Genomic DNA, 16,629 nt, shown 5'->3' with positions numbered 1-16,629 from the left:
TACGAGTAAGTAGGGCTCATCCCGAGACCGAAACGTGGGGAACAACCAGAAATCTGTTCTCTGTTGTGCTATCGAGTACACTGCTCTGTGAAAGTGCGACCGCGCTGAGTAGATCCGAGGGCGACGCCCCCGGATGCCCCCATGTCAGTGGTGCGCCGGTCGCTGATGAATTGATGAGGGCTGGCCTTCCGCGAGGACCCCTGTACGGGGGAATCTTACGGCCTGTGGTCCCGGCATGGCCGCCTTCCACGGAGACTTAGGCAGGCACACGCTGACGACTTTCCGAGACCTCGGAGTCATTCCAGAGATCGCCGATGCCCTCGAGACCGAGGGCATCACGACGCCGTTTCCTGTTCAGGAGATGGCACTTCCCCTGGCCGCCAGCGGCCAGGACGTCATCGGCCAGGCTCGCACCGGCACCGGGAAGACCTACGCGTTCGGCATCCCCATGCTGCAACGCATCGGCAAGCCCCGGAAGAATCGCAAGAAGCCGCGCGGGCTGGTGGTCGTCCCTACCAGAGAACTGGCGCTCCAGGTCACCGAGGACCTGACCGCCGCCGCCGGCAAGCTCGGCTCACGGATCCTTTCCGTGTACGGCGGGCGGGCCTACGAACCACAGGTCGAGGCGCTCCGCGCGGGCGTCGATGTGATCGTCGGCACCCCCGGGCGGCTGCTCGACCTGGTCAAGCAGAAGCACCTGGACCTCGGCCAGGTCACCATGCTGGTGCTCGACGAGGCCGACCGAATGCTCGACCTGGGCTTCCTGCCCGACATCGAGCGGATCATCAAGCTGTTGCCGGCCGACCGGCAGACGATGCTCTTCTCGGCGACCATGCCGGGGGAGATCGTCACTCTCTCCCGCCGTTACCTCAACCGTCCGACCCATGTGCGGGCGGAGAACACCGATATCGAGCCGGAGTCCGCGCCGCAGGTCGCTCAGCACGTGTGGCGGGTACACCGGATGGACAAGATCGAGATCGTCGGGCGGCTCCTCCAGTGCGACGGGCGCGGGCTGACGATGGTCTTCTGTGAGACCAAGCGGGCCTGCGACATGGTCTCAGAGCAGTTGCACGAGCGCGGGTTCGCCGCCGCCGCGGTACACGGCGACCTGGGCCAGGGCCAGCGCGAGCAGGCGCTGCGCGCCTTCCGCAACGGCAAGGTCGACGTGCTGGTGGCGACCGACGTGGCCGCCCGGGGCATCGACATCGACGACGTCACGCACGTGGTCAACTACGACTGCCCGCAGGACGACAAGGCGTACGTCCACCGGATCGGCCGCACCGGCCGGGCCGGGCGCACCGGCGTGGCGGTCACCTTCGTGGAGTGGGAGGATCTCACCCGATGGAAGGTGATCAACAACACGCTGGGCCTGGACTTCGCCGAGCCCGAGGAGACCTACTCCACCTCGCCGCACATCTACTCGGTGCTGGGCATCCCTGAGGGCACCAAGGGCATCCTGCCCCGGGACAAGCGCTCGCGCGCCGGGCTGGACGCCGAGGAGATCGAGGATCTGGGCGAGACCGGCAGGCCGCGCGGACGTGGCGGCCGGCGCGACAACACCCGGCCGCGCGACCGGGACCGGGATCGCGACCGAGACCGTGGCCGCGATCGTGACCGTGACCGTGGCCGCGACCAGGAGCGCGCCCAAGACCGGGACCAGGACCGGGAGCGCGACCAGGACCGGGACGGCGACGAGCGCCACGAACGGCCCACCCGTACCCGCCAGCGCCGCCGCACCAGGGGCGGCCGGGCCATGGAGGAGGCCGCCGCAGCCGAGCCGATCACGACCGTCGCCGCGGAAGCCACGAAGGCCGCGGAAGCCACAAACGCCGCAGAAGTCGCACAGGCCGCACGAGCCACGGTGGCCACCGAAGCGGCGGAGGCGGCGGAGGTGGCGGAGATCGTGCCGACCGTGGAACCCGAGTCCACCCGGACATCGGGCCGCGACGACGCCTACGACCACGACTACGACGAGGACTATGACGATCAAGACAGCGACGATCAGGACGACTTCGACGACGACTATGACGACGCCGACGCCGATGACCACGGCGACTATGGCGACTTCCCCGTCGATCGTTTCCACACCCAGGAGGTGAGTGGCATGGAGCACGCCAACGCCACACGGCGCGAGGCCGAGCGGATCATCCCGGCGAGCCCCTTCACGGTGATCTTCCGGTCACCCGATCTGGCCACGGACGACGACGACATCGCGCCCTCGGCCGCGACCGAGCGCATCTCTCAGCGCCGTCGCCGCCCGCCCGCCGGTGGCCGTCCTCGCGGGAACAACGCCCGCCGTAACTGACCACCCCAGGTGAGGCCCCCGCCCGGCCGCAACGGTCCGGGCGGGTGCTGAAGCGCAATGGGCTGTCCGGAACGGTTGCGGACAGCCCTCCCCGCTACTGACCCACTGGTTATGAAATGTCGCTGCCACCCCGCTAGCACCAGCGTAAGCACTACGGCGGTGTCGGGGAGGGCGGCGCTGGGTATTGTGGTCACACGTGAGTACGCCGCGATTTCTGACCCTGCCGGAAGGCGTCCGCTCCGAGCGGATCGAGACCGCCACGGGCGCTTTCGCCGTTCTGGAGGCGCTTCCGATCAGCGGTGTCCCCGAGCGATGGCCGGCGATCCTGGTTCCCGGGCTCACCGGCAGCAAGGAAGACTTCCTGGCGATCATGCAGCCGCTCGCGCAGTCCGGCCGCCGGGTGATCGCGATCGACATGCGCGGCCAGTACGAGACCTCCGGGCCGGAAGACCCAGGGGCCTACCGCTGCCCGGCGCTCGGCGACGACATCGACTCACTCTGCCAGGAGATCTCCGGCGGCGAGCCGCTGCACCTGGTCGGCCACTCCTTCGGCGGCCTGGTCACCCGTGAGGCGGTGATCGACGGCCGCACGAAGTTCGCCTCCTACACGCTGATGAGCACGGGCCCGGCGGCGATCGTCGGGCGGCGCGAACGGTTCGGCCGGGTGATGATGGACGAGCTGCCCGAGCGCGGCGTGGAGCGCATCTGGTACGAACGCCTGGAGCCCGAGTGCATCGCCGCGGGCGTGTCCGACGAGATCAGGGCGTTCCTGCACAAGCGGCTGCTGGCCAACTCGGTGACCGGCCTGGCCACCATGGCCCACGAGGTGCTGACCGCTCGCGACCGCACCGACGAGCTGGCCGAGGTCGAGGTGCCCACCCTGGTCCTGTACGGGGAGCACGACGACGGCTGGCCGCCCGAGTCGCAGGCCGACATGGCCGGGCGACTCGACGCCGACTGCGTGGTCGTGCCCGGCGCGGCGCACTCGCCCGCCGTGGAGGCGCCGGAGACCACGGCCGCCGCGCTGATCAGGTTCTGGAACCTGGCCGAGACCGGATACCACGGCCCGTTCTGACCCGCTTGCCGGATCGCCGGGGGTTCGCGAGATTATTACCCCTATATGGAAAGCGATGCGGAAATCGTGGTCCAGCCTCCGCACACGGTCACCTGGCGGGTGCACATCGACCGCGCCATGTGGGTCGGCGGCGTGCGCGGGCTCATGCTCCAGGCGCTGCACCCGCTCGCCATGCGCGGCGTCTGGCAGAACTCCGACTTCCAGGAAGACCCGTTCGGCCGCCTCCGCCGTACCGCGGACTTCGTGGGGCGCGTCACCTACGGCAGCCCGCAGGACGCCGAGGAGATCGGCAGGCGGGTGCGCGGCATCCACCGCGCGCTGCGGATCAAGGACCCGGACACCGGCAGGTCGCACCGGGTGGACGACCCCGAGTTGCTGCTGTGGGTCCACTGCGCCGAGGTGAGTTCCTACCTGGAGACGGCCAGGCGCGGCGGGCTGCGGCTGACCGACCGCCAGGCGGACCGGTACCTGGCCGAACAGCGCCGCAGCGCCGCCTACGTGGGCCTGCACCCGGAGGACGTGCCTGGGTCGCTGGCCGAGATGAGGTCCTACTTCGCGGCGATTCGCCCCGCCCTGGCGCTCACCCCCGAAGCGGCCTCGGCCGTGCGTTTCCTGCTCTGGCCGCGCCTGCCCGAAGACCTGCGGCACCTCAGCGCCGGCAAGCCGGTGTACTTCCCGTTCGGCGCGCTGTGCTACTACACGCTGCCGGCCTGGGCCAGGCGGATGTACGGCGTGCTGCCCGAGGTCCCCGCGCCGGTCGTGACGGCGGCCCTCGCCGCCTTCCGGTTCACCATGAACCAGCTCCCCGAGCGGGTCCACCACAAGGCGTTCATGCCGAGCACCCGGGCCATGCTGGCCGCCTCGCGGCAGCGGTTCGCGGCGGCCGGCTACGACACCGCCAAGGGCCTGCGCGGCCTCGGCGATCCCCGCCGCTGGCCCGCCCGTCCTTGATCAGCCGGTCGCGTCCAGGGCGTCGAACAGGCCCTCCAGGCCCAGCTCGGCGTCCCGGGTCCGCGCGCCGGCCTCGACCGCGCGCCGCATCCGATCCACGACGGCCTACGAAGCCGGGTAGACCTTGACGTACGCCTGGCCCTCCCCACACAGGTCCGGTACCGGACCACTGGCCTCGGCCACGCGGCGCATCCGATCCCCGACGGCCTACGGAGCCGGGTAGACCTTGACGTACGCCTGGCCCTCCTCACACAGGTCCGGGACCGGACCACTGACCTCGGCCACGCCGGGCGGCAGCGCGGCGATCCGGTGCGCGAGCGCGGTGACGCGTGGCCCGCCCCCATGCAGAGCGCCGTATCAGCACCCAGCCCTTCCCACCGGCCAGCGAGCGAACGACGCGGTACCCACGTCGGGCGAAGCCCGACACAAGGAAGGCGGCTGAGCGAAGCGAAGGCCATGGGTGACACGCACCGCAACCGCTGGGGGATGGTGTCGGGTCAGTCGTCGGCCAGGCCGTCCCAGGGTTGGCGGGGGGTGGAGGCCGTCTGGCCCTCGGGGCAGTGGCGGCGGAAGTCGCACCACCCGCACAGCGGGCCGGGGGTCGCCGGGAACAGTTCGGCGATCTCGCCGGGCACCTCCGGGGGCGTGCGCGGCCCGGCGTCGCCCCGACCCCGCGCCCGGGGCATGGTGGCGGACCAGGCCCGGTAGCGCTCGTCGGCCGCCGCCGCCTCGATGGCGATCTCGTCGGCCCGGCCGATGTGCCGGGCCAGCGACTCGTCGGTGTGCTCCCACTCCACGATCGAGGCGGTGGGCAGGTGGTGCAGCTCGACCCGGTGGCACGGGCGGCGCATGACCCGCGCCGCGGCCACGGCGTAGACGGCCAAGGCGAGCGAGGAACGCGCGTCGTCGGTGTCGAGCGGGCGGCGGCCGGTCTTGTAGTCGACGATGACCAGCTCGTCGCCGCGCTGGTCGATCCGGTCGACCCGGCCGGACAGGGCCATCGCGGCGGTGCGGGTGGCGACCGTGCGCTCGACGCCGATCGGGTCGTGGGCGGGGTCGAGGGTCGCGGTGTAGCCGGTCACCATGTGCCGGGCGCGGTCGCGCCAGGCGGTGGACTGCTCCTGGTCGCGAAACCCCTCGGTGATCCAGGCGTTGCCCAGCAGCACGCCGGCCATCGCCGGAGTGCGCCGGTCGTACGGCTCGCGCCACCAGGCGGCCAGCGCGTTGTGGACGCTGGCCCCCACGCTGTTGTGCGCCCAGGGCGGCCCCTTCTGCGGGGACGGCCGGTCGAGGTAGGTGAACCGGTAGCGACGCCGGCAGTCGAGCCAGCTGTTGAGCCGCGAGGGCGTGCAGGAGTAGAGCCGGCGCGGCATCCCGTCGAGCCCCATTTGCTCCACCACAGACCGCCTTCCGCCGCCAGAACCGCCAGAGTCTCCCGAGCCGCCAGAGCCGCCCGACCCGATCTTCACCGGCCTCACGTTACCGGCCGCCACCGACACGATCGGCCCGAACGGAACCTCCGCGAAGGATGATCAGGTGGGCACATCCCGGGATGCCGCGTAGCATAGGTCTAATTAGGAGTCCTACCCTTTCGAGGCAGGTTGCATGACGGAGCACGTGACCGACCCCGGAGGCACGGCGGATCTGGACCGGCGGCTGGCCGACGCCCTTGAGCGGCTCGGACACGGCATGCGTTCGCTCGCCCAGCGCAGCGCCCGCGGACACGGCCTGACCCCGCTCCAGCAGCAGGCCGTGCTCGCGCTGTCCCGGCAGTCCGGGGCGCGCAGAGAGGTGAGCGCGCTCGCCGCGGAGTTCGATGTCACCACGCCGACGATGTCCGACGCCGTCACGGCGCTGGAGCGCAAGGGGCTGGTGTCGCGTTCACCGGGGCTCGACGGCCGCCGGCGTGTGCTGAGCCTGACCGAGGCGGGCGAGACGGTCGCGGGCGAGCTGGCGCCCTGGGACGGGCCGTTGCTGGCGGCGCTGGCCGCGCTGCCGGTCGCCGACCGCGCGGCGGCGCTGCACACCCTGCTGCATGTGATCGGCGACCTTCAGCGCCGCGGCGTGGTGAGCGTCGCGCGGATGTGCACGACCTGCCGGTTCTTCGGCCGTGACGAGCACGCCGACCCGGCCGCGCCGCATCACTGCCATCTGCTGAAAGCGCCGCTGGCGCTGACGGACCTGCAGACCGACTGCCCCGAGCACCGGCCGGCCGCCGCGAGCGCCTGAGCGCGTGGCGGGCTCGCCCGGCGGCCCGTTTCACCGGGCCGCCGGGGTCGCCGGGGCCGCCGCCGGTCAGATCGCGCCGATGGCCTCGCACGCCTTGCGCACGCCCGCGCCGTACTCGGGGTCGGCCTGGGTGCAGTTGGCGATGTGCCGCTCGACGGTCTCCTTGCGGGCGCCCTTGATCTGCCGCGCGGTGTTGTCGAACAGCGCCTGGCGCTGCTCGGCGTTCATCAGGCGGAACAGGTCGCCGGGCTGCTGGAAGTAGTTGTCGTCGTCGGCCCGGAAGTCGTACCGGTCGGCGGCGCCGGCGAGCGCCTGCGCCGGTTCGGCGTACGCGGGCTGCTCCCGCCACCGGCCGAAGTTGTTCGGCTCGATGCCGGGCACGCTGCCCTGGTTGCCGTCCACGCGCATCGTGCCGTCGCGGTGGTAGGTGTTGACCAGCCCGGCGGCCCGCGGGTAGTTCACCGGGATCTGGTGGTGGTTGACACCGACCCGGTAGCGGGCGGCGTCACCGTAGGAGAACAACCGGCCCTGAAGCATCCTGTCGGGGCTGAAGGAGATGCCGGGGACGACGTTGGCCGGCGTGAACGCCGCCTGCTCGACGTCGGCGAAGTAGTTCTCAGGGTTGCGGTTCAGCTCCAGCTCGCCGACCTCGATGAGCGGGTAGTCGGCCTTGCTCCAGACCTTGGTGAGGTCGAAGGGGTGGAACCGGTAGGTCGCGGCGTCGGCCTCCGGCATGACCTGGATGTAGAGCTTCCACTTGGGGAAGTCGCCGCTCTCGATGGCCTCGTACAGGTCGCGCTGGTGCGACTCGCGGTCCTCGCCGATGATCGCGGCGGCCTCGGCGTCGGTGAGGTTCTCGATGCCCTGCTGGGTGCGCCAGTGGAACTTCACCCAGTTACGCTCGCCGGCGGCGTTGATCATGCTGAACGTGTGCGAGCCGAAGCCGTGCATGTGGCGATAGGACTTCGGAATGCCACGGTCGCTCATGATGATCGTGACCTGGAGCAGGGTCTCCGGAAGGTTGGTCCAAAAGCCCCAGTTGTTCTCCGGATCGCGCATGTTCGTCCTGGGGTCGCGCTTGACGGCGCGGTTCAGGTCGGGGAACTTCAGCGGATCACGGAAGAAGAAGACCGGCGTGTTGTTGCCCACCAGGTCCCAGTTGCCCTGGGTGGTGTAAAAACGGGTGGCGAAGCCGCGGATGTCGCGCTCGGCGTCGGCCGCGCCGCGCTCACCGGCCACGGTGGAGAACCGCGTGAACGTCTCGCACGAATTGCCGACCTCGGCGAACAGGGCGGCACTGGTGTAGCGGGTGATGTCGTGGGTCACGGTGAACCTGCCGAAGGCGCCGGAGCCCTTGGCATGCATGCGCCGTTCCGGGATGACCTCGCGATCGAAGTGGGCGAGCTTCTCCAGCAACCAGAGGTCCTGGAGCAGCACCGGCCCACGCGGCCCGGCGGTCAGGCTGTTCTGGTTGTCGGCGACCGGAGCCCCTGCTGCCGTGGTCAGAGGTTCGGTATTGTCCTCGAACGTCATCGTCACTCTTTCACTCGTCGAATCGTGTGGATCTTTTGGATCTTGCGGGTCTGACGGCGGTCGCGGGGCCGGAGTGCCGTGCCGGGCAGAGCCTTCGGCATGGCACATCGGCCTGGTCGCTACGGTAGCCCGGCAAGCGGGCGGATCGCATGCAGGCCCCTGAACCGCGCGCGCATTCGAGGCGGGTCATCGCCGCGCGGCCACGGCGCGCGACAAGGCGGTCATCCTCGGTAGGCGGTTCGAGTTCTCCGGATCTCTGAGCCGGTGGTTGCGCTATCGAAAGTAGGTAGGACTCCTAGCTATAGTGTGGCATGTCCCTCGGAGACGGCACAACAAGCACTAAGGAGCAACCGTGTCGATCGTCGCCTCTCCTCCGTCCACCCCTGTCACCGCGGCACCGCCGTGGACGACGACCCAATGGTTCAACAGCGACCCGCTGGACCTCGCCGCCCTGCGCGGCCGGGTGGTGGTCCTGGAGGCGTTCCAGATGCTCTGCCCGGGGTGCGTGGCCCACGGCCTGCCCCAGGTCGCCCGGCTGAGGCAGACCTTCGGCGACGAGCTCGCCGTGATCGGCCTGCACAGCGTGTTCGAGCACCACGAGGCCATGACCCCGCCCAGCCTCAAGGCGTTCCTGTACGAGTACCGGATCGGCTTCCCGGTCGCGGTCGACGCGCACCAGGGCGACAACCCGACGCCGGTCACCTTCGGCCGGTACCGGATGCGCGGCACCCCGTCCACCGTGCTCATCGACCGCGAGGGCAACCTGCGCGGGCACCAGTTCGGCGTGGTGGACGACATGACCCTCGCCGCGGCGGTCACCCGGCTGCTCGACGCGGACGGCCGGGAGGCGGCGTCCCGGCCGGTCTCCGCGGCTTCCGCGCCGACGTCCGCCTGCCCGGTGGACGGCGAGTGCGCGTGAGACCCGTCAACGCCGTTCGGCCGCGCGCGGGCCGGAGGTGAGCCGCACGGGCGCGTCGCTCGCGCCCACCCGGCCGCGGTAGGACCGCCAGGTCCGGACCCGGTAGGCGAGCATGAGCGGGACCACCACGACCGCGAACGCCGTCAGCGGCCACAGCGTCGCCTCGTCCGCCACCGCCTGGGCCATGGTCATGCCGTACCGGGGATCCACCGTGGAGGCCGGCACGTAGGGGTGCGGGGCGGCGGCGAGCACGAGGACCGGCAGTGCGGCGGCCGTCGCGGTCGCGGTCGCGGCGAAGGCCGTACCGGTCCTGCCCCTGGCCAGGGCCGGTACGGCGGGCCCGAGGGCGAGCGCGACCGCGGCCACCGGGACGAGCACCAGGGGCGCGACCGGCCGCGCCGGTCACGAGCCCGGCGGCCGTGCTCGCGGCGGCACCGCGAGGGCGGCCAGCAGTACCAGACCGGCGGACACGGCGGCGCAGGCGAGCTGGACGAGCTGGCGGTTCGGCCCGGCCTCTGTGCATGACCGCGACCAGCGGCGCCAGGCCGAGGGTGAGGAGCGCGAAGATCCAGTGGATCCCCGTGGTGCCCGCGAACTGGAGGCGGGCGAGGAGCGTCGCGTCCATGGCTCCGACGCTAGGGACGCACCACTTATGCCAACAAAGACCAATATCGCGATCAATTCACTGCGGGCCGCCCCGCACGCGCCGGTCGCGTGGGTACGCCTGGAGCACCCGAGACCCGGCGCACGCTGAGCATGGTGTGGCGGCGCGACGCCTATCTGTCCGCGGCGGCCGGTCGCTTTCGCGACTTCGCCGCGGACCACTTCCGCACCTTCGAGAGCGCGGACCGACCTTCCGGCTCAGGACCCGGTCAGTCGTCGCCGAGGTTGAGGCGGATGCCGGAGACGGACCTGCCGTCGGGCAGCGGCGACTCGGCGGCCGGCGGGGTGTCCTGTGCGGTCAGCGAGCCGGAGATCCAGTCGTCGAAGTGACGCTCCTGGTCGCCGATCGTGGTCTCCTCACCGTGCGCCGGCAGCACCCGCGTGGCGTGCGGCAGGGTGAACAGCCGCTCGCCGATCGCGGTGAGCTGGTCGGCCAGCGCCGGGTACTCGCCGCCCAGCCTGCCCGGCCCGTCGGCCTGGAGGGTCTTGCCGCTGAAGATCACGCCCAGCTCCTCGCACAGCAGCGACACGCCGCCCTGGGTGATGCCCGGCGTGGCGATGACCTCCAGGCGGACGTCGGCCACCCCGAACAGGCCCTCGTCCTCCATGTCGATGTCGGGCCAGGTCTCCGTCCAGGTCTCCCGCCACAGCCTGCGGTCCTTCGGGTGCAGGGCGACCACCGCCTCGTCGCGGGACGCCACCTCGATGGCCGCGCCGACGTGGTCGGCGAGCCCGTGGGTGCACACGACGGCGAGCACGTCGCGCTCGCCCACCTTCTCCATGATCTTGTCCGCGTCGCGCGCGGGATCGATGACGATGACCTCGTCGTCGTCACCCAGGATGTAGGTGTTGTTCGCCACCTTGTGCTCGACACCGTCGACGTCGACGACGCCTTCGGTCACCACTTTCTCGATACGCGCTGTCACGGGGGAGACCCTATCCCGTCCGGATGAGAGAACACAGCGTTCGGCGAGGCTCGTGGGTAATTCACGGGCGGTTCGCGAAATCAGCTCGCGAAATCAGCTCGCGTCGCCGTCCGGCAGCCTCGGCGAGAGCGCCCCGTACGGCAGATCCAGGTCCTGGTCGTTTTCCCGCAGGTCGCGCAGGCTCAGCTCGGCGAGCGCGATCAGGCACCCGGACTCCGCGGGCCAGAAGATCGTCCACAGCCAGTTCCCCAGCGCCTCCCCGGCGTAGACGGCCCGGTCGGGGGCGGCCTGCACACACCACAGCGAGGCGGGGTGGCCCCGGATGTCGATCTTGGCATTCGGCGGTCCCGCGCCGAAGCCCTCCCCCGGGTCGGGGCCGCCCAGCCCGGCGAACCCCGCCCCCACTCCGGCGCCCGGCTCCTCGGCCACGACTAGCAGGTCGGCCGGGCCGTGGGTGACCGACGGGCCGGACAGCGCGGTGACGCTCGCCCGGGTGCCGGTACGCTCGTCGCCCGCCTCGGCGAACCCGGTCACCAGCCAGCCGGGCGGCAGCGGCCAGGGCAGCCACACGGGCACTCTGGCGATCTTGCGCACCGCTTCCAGTGCGGCGGGGGCGGGATGCCGGGGTGGTCGCAGCGGCAGCACGTCCCCGTGTTCGGGGCACCGCCACGCGCTGGACCACGCGCTCGGCGCCCGCAGGCTTCCATGACAACGTGGACATATCGGAGCGGTTCTCACGTTTTCTCACGCTGCGCGCTCTCTGCCCCATTAGTCAAGGGCCGGGTCAATGATCGAGCCGTAACCTTGCACATATGCGGGTGAACTGCGTGGGGGCCGTCGTCTTCGACGACGACGGGCGGCTGCTCCTCATCCGGCGCGGCCACCCGCCGGGCGAGGGCCTGTGGTCCCTGCCGGGCGGCCGGGTCGAGCCCGGCGAGTCCGACCAGCGGGCGGTGGTCCGCGAACTGCTGGAGGAGACCGGGTTGCGCGTCTCCGTCGTACGGCTCGCGGGCACGGTCGAACGCCCCGGCGGCCCCGGCGTCGTCTACGTGATCCGCGACTACCTCGCCGCCCCCGCCGGTGACACCGCTCTCACGGCGGGCGACGACGCGGCCGACGCCCGCTGGGTGCCGGTACCCGAGCTGGACCGCCTCCCCATGTCGCCCGGCGTCCTGGACGCGCTGCGCGAATGGGGGCTCATTGGTGGACGTTCGTCCGCCACAGGGTGAGGTGGTCGGCGCTGTAGGTGGTCGAGCGGCCGACCGCGGCCACGTCGCCACCGGAGACCGCCACCGCGGTGAGCCACTGCGCGCCCGACCCGCCCAGGCCCTCCTGGGTGAGGGTCTGGCGCTGCCAGGTCAGGCCGTTCTGGGAGGTCCAGGCGGCGCTGTCGCTCTCCGCCGAGGGCCCGTGGCTGCCGACCGCGACGATGCCGCCGTCGGTCTCGGCCAGGTCCGTCACGGCGGCGGCCTGGTCGGCGGGCAGCCAGCCGTACTCCCAGGACGAGCCGTTGTCGGCGGACATGGCGGCGAACACGCGCGTCGTGCCGTTCACGCTGGCCTCGCCGACGGCCACGATCCGCCCGCCCGCCGCGACCACGTGCCGCAGCCCGGCCGACGACGCCTCCGGCGGCGTCAGCCGCTTGAGCGCGGTCCAGTTGAGCCCGTCGGACGACACCCACACCACACCGCTCTCGTGCCGCGCCGCGCCCGCGCCGCCCACCGCCACGTAGCCCTCCGCCGTGGCCGCCACGTCGTGGATGCGCACCCCCGCGCCGCCCGCGGGGAGTTTGGCCGAACGGGTGTACCTGCGCAGGTCGGAACTGAACCAGAGCACCGGCGTCACACCCGCCGGGCCGCGGTCCTCGCCGGCCAGGACGTATCCCGCGCCCTCGCCCGACGTGGCCGAGGAGGCGGCGACCGCGTGCGGGGCGGTGAAGTAGTGGCCCTGCGCGGGCGTGAGCCCCTCGGTCATCGGGACCCTGCGCCAGGAACCGCCGTCGGCCGAGGTGACCACCAGCGGCTCGGTGGAGGACGCGTCGCTCATCGCGCGGCCGACCGCGATCCAGCCCTTACGGCCGTGCGTCACGTCGCTCAGCGCCTGGCGCTGCGCCCCGCCCAGGATCTCCGGCGGGCCCGCGCGGGTCCAGGCGCGGCCGTCGCCGCTGGTCCAGATGGCGGCGTCGCCGGCCGCCGCGCCGACCGTCACGAACGCGCCATTGGCGGCGGCCATGCCGCTGGTCTCCCTGGCCACCCGGGTCAGGCCCGCGATGTCGCCGAGCGCGACCGGCTGGGCCGCCTGGCCCTTGGCGGCGGTCATCAGCACGAGCTGGTTGCCCACGTCGGCCGGAGTACGCCGGTCGCCGCCGACCACCAGCGTGCCCGCGTCGGAGATGCTGAGCGCCCGCAGCGTGCCGGGCACCTCGCCGAGGTCGGTGCCCTTGGCCCAGCTCCGGCCGTCCTTGCTGGTGTAGACGGCGTAGCGGTCCCAGCCCGCCTGGGCCACCGCCGCCACGCCCGCCGCCGAGGCGGCCAGGCCGGTCACCCCGGTACTGTCGCGCGGCAGCCCGCCGATGGAGCCGCAGCGCTCCCAGCTCGCGCCGTCGGCTGAGCAGTGGACCCGTACGTCACCGGCGTCGTCGCGATGCCTGGTGGGCACCGCCACGAACCCGTCGCCGACCGCCGCGAGCGCACCGGGGCGCGGGGTCACCCCGGCGAGCGGGGAACCGGCGCGTTGCCAGGTGCGCCCGCCGTCCGCGGAGCGCAGTACCACCGACCCGGTGCCGCCGGAGGGGGCGTCGGCCAGCGCCACGACGTCGTCGCCCCTGGCGACCACCGCCTTGACGCCGCGTACGTCCTTCGGTCCGCCCAGCTCCGCGCCGGACACCCGCTCCCAGGACCGGCCGTCGGGTGACAGCCAGGCGGCGGGGCCCGCCGTACCGTCGTCGAGCACGGTCGCGCCGACCGCCACGAACCCCGAGCCGGTACGCGCGATGTCGGCGATCCGGTCACCGCCCCGGAACTCGGCCAGCCCGGCCGCCTCCACGGCCTCCCAGGAGAAGCCGTCGGTGCTGGTCCACACGCCCCTGTCGGCCGTCGCGTCGCCGCCGCCGGCCGGGTAGCCCTGCGTGTCGCCGACCGCCAGCCACAGCCCGTCGCCGCCCGCCACGCCGCCCACGGTCGTCGGACCGGGCTCCTGCCCGCCCTGGCCGGTGACGTTGCCGAGCTGCCAGCTCTTGCCGCCGTCGCGGGACATCAGGAACAGGGGGCGCGGCACGGGGCTGGTGGTGTCACTGCCCGCCGCCACGATGGTGTCGCCGACCGAGGTCACGGCGTTGAGCACCTGACTGGCCCCGGTCCCTCCGGCGGGTACGGCGAACGCGTCGTCGCCCGACCCGCCGTCACCGTCGGCCAGCAACAACCCGGACCCGACCGGACTCGTCGCCCACCGCCACACCACCAGGCCACCGCCTGCGGCGGCCAGCAGCACGACGATCACCAACAGCGGCGCGAGCAGCCGCCCACCCCGCCGCCGCCGTACGGGGGTCGACCGCCGCATCGCCGACGGCGCCACCCCCAACTCCCGCCCACGACTCTCCCCCTCACCTCGACCACTCTCTCCCTGATCACCAACCGAGGCCCCGCCCCGGCCACCCCCAGAACGCCCACCAGGCCACGACTCACCCCGCGCACCCTCACCCTGATCACCGACCGAGGCGCCCCGGCCACCCTCAGGCCGCCCGCCGGGCCACGACTCACCCCGGACACCCTCACCCTGATCACCGACCGAGCCCCTACGCCGACCGCCCTCAGCATGATCACCGGCTGAGGTGCCCCGGCCACCCTCAGGCCGCCCGCCGGGCCACGACTCACCCCGCGCACCCTCAGCATGATCACCGGCCGAGGCGCCCCGGCCGCCCTCAGGCCGTCCGCCGGGCCACCCGCTCTCCGGCTCTCGATCCTCAGGCGTGCCGCCTGGGCCGCTGTCCGGGCGATCACCGGGCCACCCGGACCCCTGTCCCGCGCCTTGACCCCCTTGCGTACGTTCACCGGACAGCACGCCACCCAGACCGGCCCGCGCCTCATCGTGACCGCCAGGCGTAGGTTCACCGGACGGCACGCCGTCTCGACCGGTCCGCGCGTCGCCTCGGCCCGCCTCCGGGTCGCTCGGCGCAAGGCCACCGGCCCAGGCTTCTCCTTGGCCGACGTCCGGCCGGGGCGCGCTTCGGCCGCCTTCTGACCCGGGAGACCCGGGGGTGGGCCTTGGGGTCTGCTCGCGGGCGGGGCCGCGGGCCACCAAGCGGTCGGGGCGTGCCGGTCTACCGCCCGGGGGACGCCCCAGGTGGTGAACCGTCTCGTCCGGATCCGTCGGCGGGGGCTGCGTACCGCTCTGGTCGGCCGCCGCTGCCGGAGGGGGTGTCAGGTTCGGTGGCGCTTCGCCCCAGCTCAGGGCCGGCTGCGCGGGTTCGTTCCGCTCACTCGCCGGGGATTCCGGCTCGCCCGGTGTCCGCTCCTGCCGCGCCGTTATGGGCAGTCCCGCCGGTCGCGGGTAAGGCTTGGTGTCCGCGCTCTCCTCCGGACGCCCGCCGGAGCCCGCGCCCGCCGGAGGCCCGTACGGTGCGCGCCCCGCGTGCGGCCGGGCGGAAGGGTCCTTCGCCGGACGCTTGGACGGCTTACGCGGCGGCCCGGTGGCGACCAGCTTGTCCGGCCTGGCCACCCGCCTCGGCGGCGGCTCCCCGCCGGCCTCCTCCCCCGCACCGGCCCCCCACGAAGAAGGCCCCTCCTCAAGCTCCGCCGCCGCCCCAGCGTCAGACGAGGACGAACCACCAGGTCCAACATCCCCCGCCGCCCATGCGGGACGCCCCCCAGCGGCATCCGGACGCCACGGCCGATCCGCCCCAGGGACACCCTCACCCCACGGCGAACCACCGGAGCCCGCATCAGCCCCTGCCCCCGACGTACGCGAACCGCCAGGACCATCGGCACCACGCCCCGGCTCCCCAAAATCACGAGATTCCGCCCCAGGGACACCCTCATCCCAAGACGAACCCACCCCACCAGGCCCCCGACCGGCCGCTGTACGCCCCGGCGGGGGCGAGCCGCCGAACCCCTCGTCCGGGCCACCGGCATCCAGTCGCCTTGGCCGATCCGTCCCACCCTGCCGGGATCCCGGTCCGCCAGAGTCGTCATCCGGCCCGAGGACACCTCCGCCCCACAGGGGACGCGCCCCACCGCCAGGCTCCCCCGGTCCACCGGGGCTGCCATCCCAGGGCGAATGCGGCCCGCTTGGTCCCGCACCCCGCGCGGACCCCGGTCTGTCGTCCGGTCCCGGTACACCCTCACCCCAGGGCGAACTCACCTCACCCGACTCGGGCGCAGGTCCGCCTCGTTCAGGAACACTCTCACCCCAGGGCGAATACGGCTCGCCAGGCCCCCGGCCCCACGGCAAACCCACCCCACCAGAGGGCCGGGGGGCCTCGGGGTCCGGGGGGTGGGGGTGGTCCGGGCTGCTCCACACCGGGTGTGAGGCAGGGGGATCCGGGGGGTGAGGTAAATCGGCGGGGGCCGGGTTGGGGGGCTCTGTGGGGCCGTGGGACGGCTCGGCGTCCTGGGGGTGGCTCACTGGCGGGGAGGCGCCTTCTCCTCCCGCAGGGGCGTTCTGGGCGGCGTCCGGGGCGTCTCCGCTCGCGTGGCGGGCGCGCCGGCCGTACGGCGGCGCGTACGGGCGGCGGCGCGGCTGCCGGGGCTCGATGGACGGCGAGTCCTCGGGGGTCGGCGCGGAGAAGGGCGGCATCACCCACGGCGAGGCGAGCGGCACACCCGTGGTCTTCTCTTCGGACGGACCCGGAGGCGAGTGCCGGAGGGCGGGCGGCGGGTGCGGCCCGGCATCCGGGCGGCCCGGAATCGCCTCTTCGGGCGCGCCGTCGTCGTCCATCGGCGAGCGCGGGTCGTGGGGGCCCGAAGCCACGCTCAGCACCTCCTCGTCGGGGCTCGCACGTTCGTCTCTCCCAAACCTGGCGACGTCGCCA

Annotated in this window: 13 protein-coding genes; 7 read left to right on the top strand and 6 right to left on the bottom strand. The window is 72.7% G+C overall.

Features of this window, described 5'->3' with window-relative positions; all coding sequences use genetic code 11:
* Nucleotides 1-361: 361 nt before the first annotated feature.
* The 3 genes from ACH34R_RS29915 (at nt 362) to ACH34R_RS29905 (ending at nt 4,331) form a co-directional block, all read left to right on the top strand.
* Nucleotides 362-2,305: a DEAD/DEAH box helicase gene (locus ACH34R_RS29915; RefSeq protein WP_397564867.1), complete on the top strand. Its 1,944-nt coding sequence runs from the start codon at nt 362-364 to the stop codon at nt 2,303-2,305.
* 196 nt (nt 2,306-2,501) lie between these two features.
* On the top strand, nt 2,502-3,380 hold the full coding sequence (locus ACH34R_RS29910; RefSeq protein ID WP_397564866.1) for an alpha/beta fold hydrolase: 879 nt from the start codon (nt 2,502-2,504) through the stop codon (nt 3,378-3,380).
* A 45-nt stretch (nt 3,381-3,425) separates the two neighbouring features.
* Entirely contained in the window at nt 3,426-4,331 is a 906-nt protein-coding gene (locus tag ACH34R_RS29905; RefSeq protein ID WP_397564865.1) for an oxygenase MpaB family protein, read from the top strand.
* Between the two features lie 497 nt (nt 4,332-4,828).
* Here the strand turns inward: ACH34R_RS29905 and ACH34R_RS29900 are convergent, their stop codons facing one another.
* A complete protein-coding gene (locus ACH34R_RS29900; protein WP_397564897.1) occupies nt 4,829-5,719 on the bottom strand; it encodes a RecB family exonuclease in 891 nt (296 codons plus the stop codon).
* 217 nt (nt 5,720-5,936) lie between these two features.
* Between ACH34R_RS29900 and ACH34R_RS29895 the strand changes: the two genes are divergently transcribed.
* Nucleotides 5,937-6,560, top strand: a complete 624-nt coding sequence (locus ACH34R_RS29895; RefSeq protein WP_111170741.1) for a MarR family winged helix-turn-helix transcriptional regulator — start codon at nt 5,937-5,939, stop codon at nt 6,558-6,560.
* A 66-nt stretch (nt 6,561-6,626) separates the two neighbouring features.
* Here ACH34R_RS29895 and ACH34R_RS29890 read toward each other — a convergent pair whose 3' ends face one another.
* On the bottom strand, nt 6,627-8,093 hold the full coding sequence (locus ACH34R_RS29890; protein ID WP_397564864.1) for a catalase: 1,467 nt from the start codon (nt 8,091-8,093) through the stop codon (nt 6,627-6,629).
* A gap of 352 nt (nt 8,094-8,445) precedes the next feature.
* Here ACH34R_RS29890 and ACH34R_RS29885 point away from each other — a divergent pair, with 352 nt between their 5' ends.
* Nucleotides 8,446-9,012 (top strand): redoxin domain-containing protein, encoded by a 567-nt coding sequence (locus ACH34R_RS29885; protein WP_397564863.1) that lies wholly within the window; start codon nt 8,446-8,448, stop codon nt 9,010-9,012.
* A gap of 6 nt (nt 9,013-9,018) precedes the next feature.
* On the opposite strand, the gene ACH34R_RS29880 is transcribed toward ACH34R_RS29885, so the two are convergent.
* From ACH34R_RS29880 to ACH34R_RS29870, 3 genes are all read right to left on the bottom strand, one after another.
* Entirely contained in the window at nt 9,019-9,390 is a 372-nt protein-coding gene (locus ACH34R_RS29880; protein WP_397564862.1) for a hypothetical protein, read from the bottom strand.
* A 494-nt stretch (nt 9,391-9,884) separates the two neighbouring features.
* The gene (locus tag ACH34R_RS29875) at nt 9,885-10,601 is read right to left on the bottom strand and encodes an MBL fold metallo-hydrolase (protein WP_397564861.1); all 717 of its coding nucleotides are present in this window, start codon (nt 10,599-10,601) and stop codon (nt 9,885-9,887) included.
* Between the two features lie 93 nt (nt 10,602-10,694).
* A complete protein-coding gene (locus ACH34R_RS29870; protein ID WP_397564860.1) occupies nt 10,695-11,339 on the bottom strand; it encodes a DUF6758 family protein in 645 nt (214 codons plus the stop codon).
* 74 nt (nt 11,340-11,413) lie between these two features.
* On the opposite strand from ACH34R_RS29870, the gene ACH34R_RS29865 reads away from it, so the two are divergent.
* The gene (locus tag ACH34R_RS29865; RefSeq protein ID WP_397564859.1) at nt 11,414-11,830 is read left to right on the top strand and encodes an NUDIX hydrolase; all 417 of its coding nucleotides are present in this window, start codon (nt 11,414-11,416) and stop codon (nt 11,828-11,830) included.
* Here ACH34R_RS29865 and ACH34R_RS29860 read toward each other — a convergent pair.
* The gene (locus tag ACH34R_RS29860) at nt 11,799-14,159 is read right to left on the bottom strand and encodes a hypothetical protein (RefSeq protein ID WP_397564858.1); all 2,361 of its coding nucleotides are present in this window, start codon (nt 14,157-14,159) and stop codon (nt 11,799-11,801) included. The genes ACH34R_RS29865 and ACH34R_RS29860 overlap by 32 nt on opposite strands.
* Nucleotides 14,160-14,636: 477 nt before the next feature.
* On the opposite strand from ACH34R_RS29860, the gene ACH34R_RS29855 reads away from it, so the two are divergent.
* A complete protein-coding gene (locus ACH34R_RS29855; RefSeq protein WP_397564857.1) occupies nt 14,637-14,840 on the top strand; it encodes a hypothetical protein in 204 nt (67 codons plus the stop codon).
* Nucleotides 14,841-16,629: the final 1,789 nt, after the last annotated feature.

The organism is Spongiactinospora sp. 9N601 (assembly GCF_044326295.1).
In the GTDB taxonomy this organism is placed as follows: Bacteria; Actinomycetota; Actinomycetes; order Streptosporangiales; family Streptosporangiaceae; genus Spongiactinospora; species Spongiactinospora gelatinilytica.
This window is presented reverse-complemented; position numbering and strand designations above follow the sequence as displayed.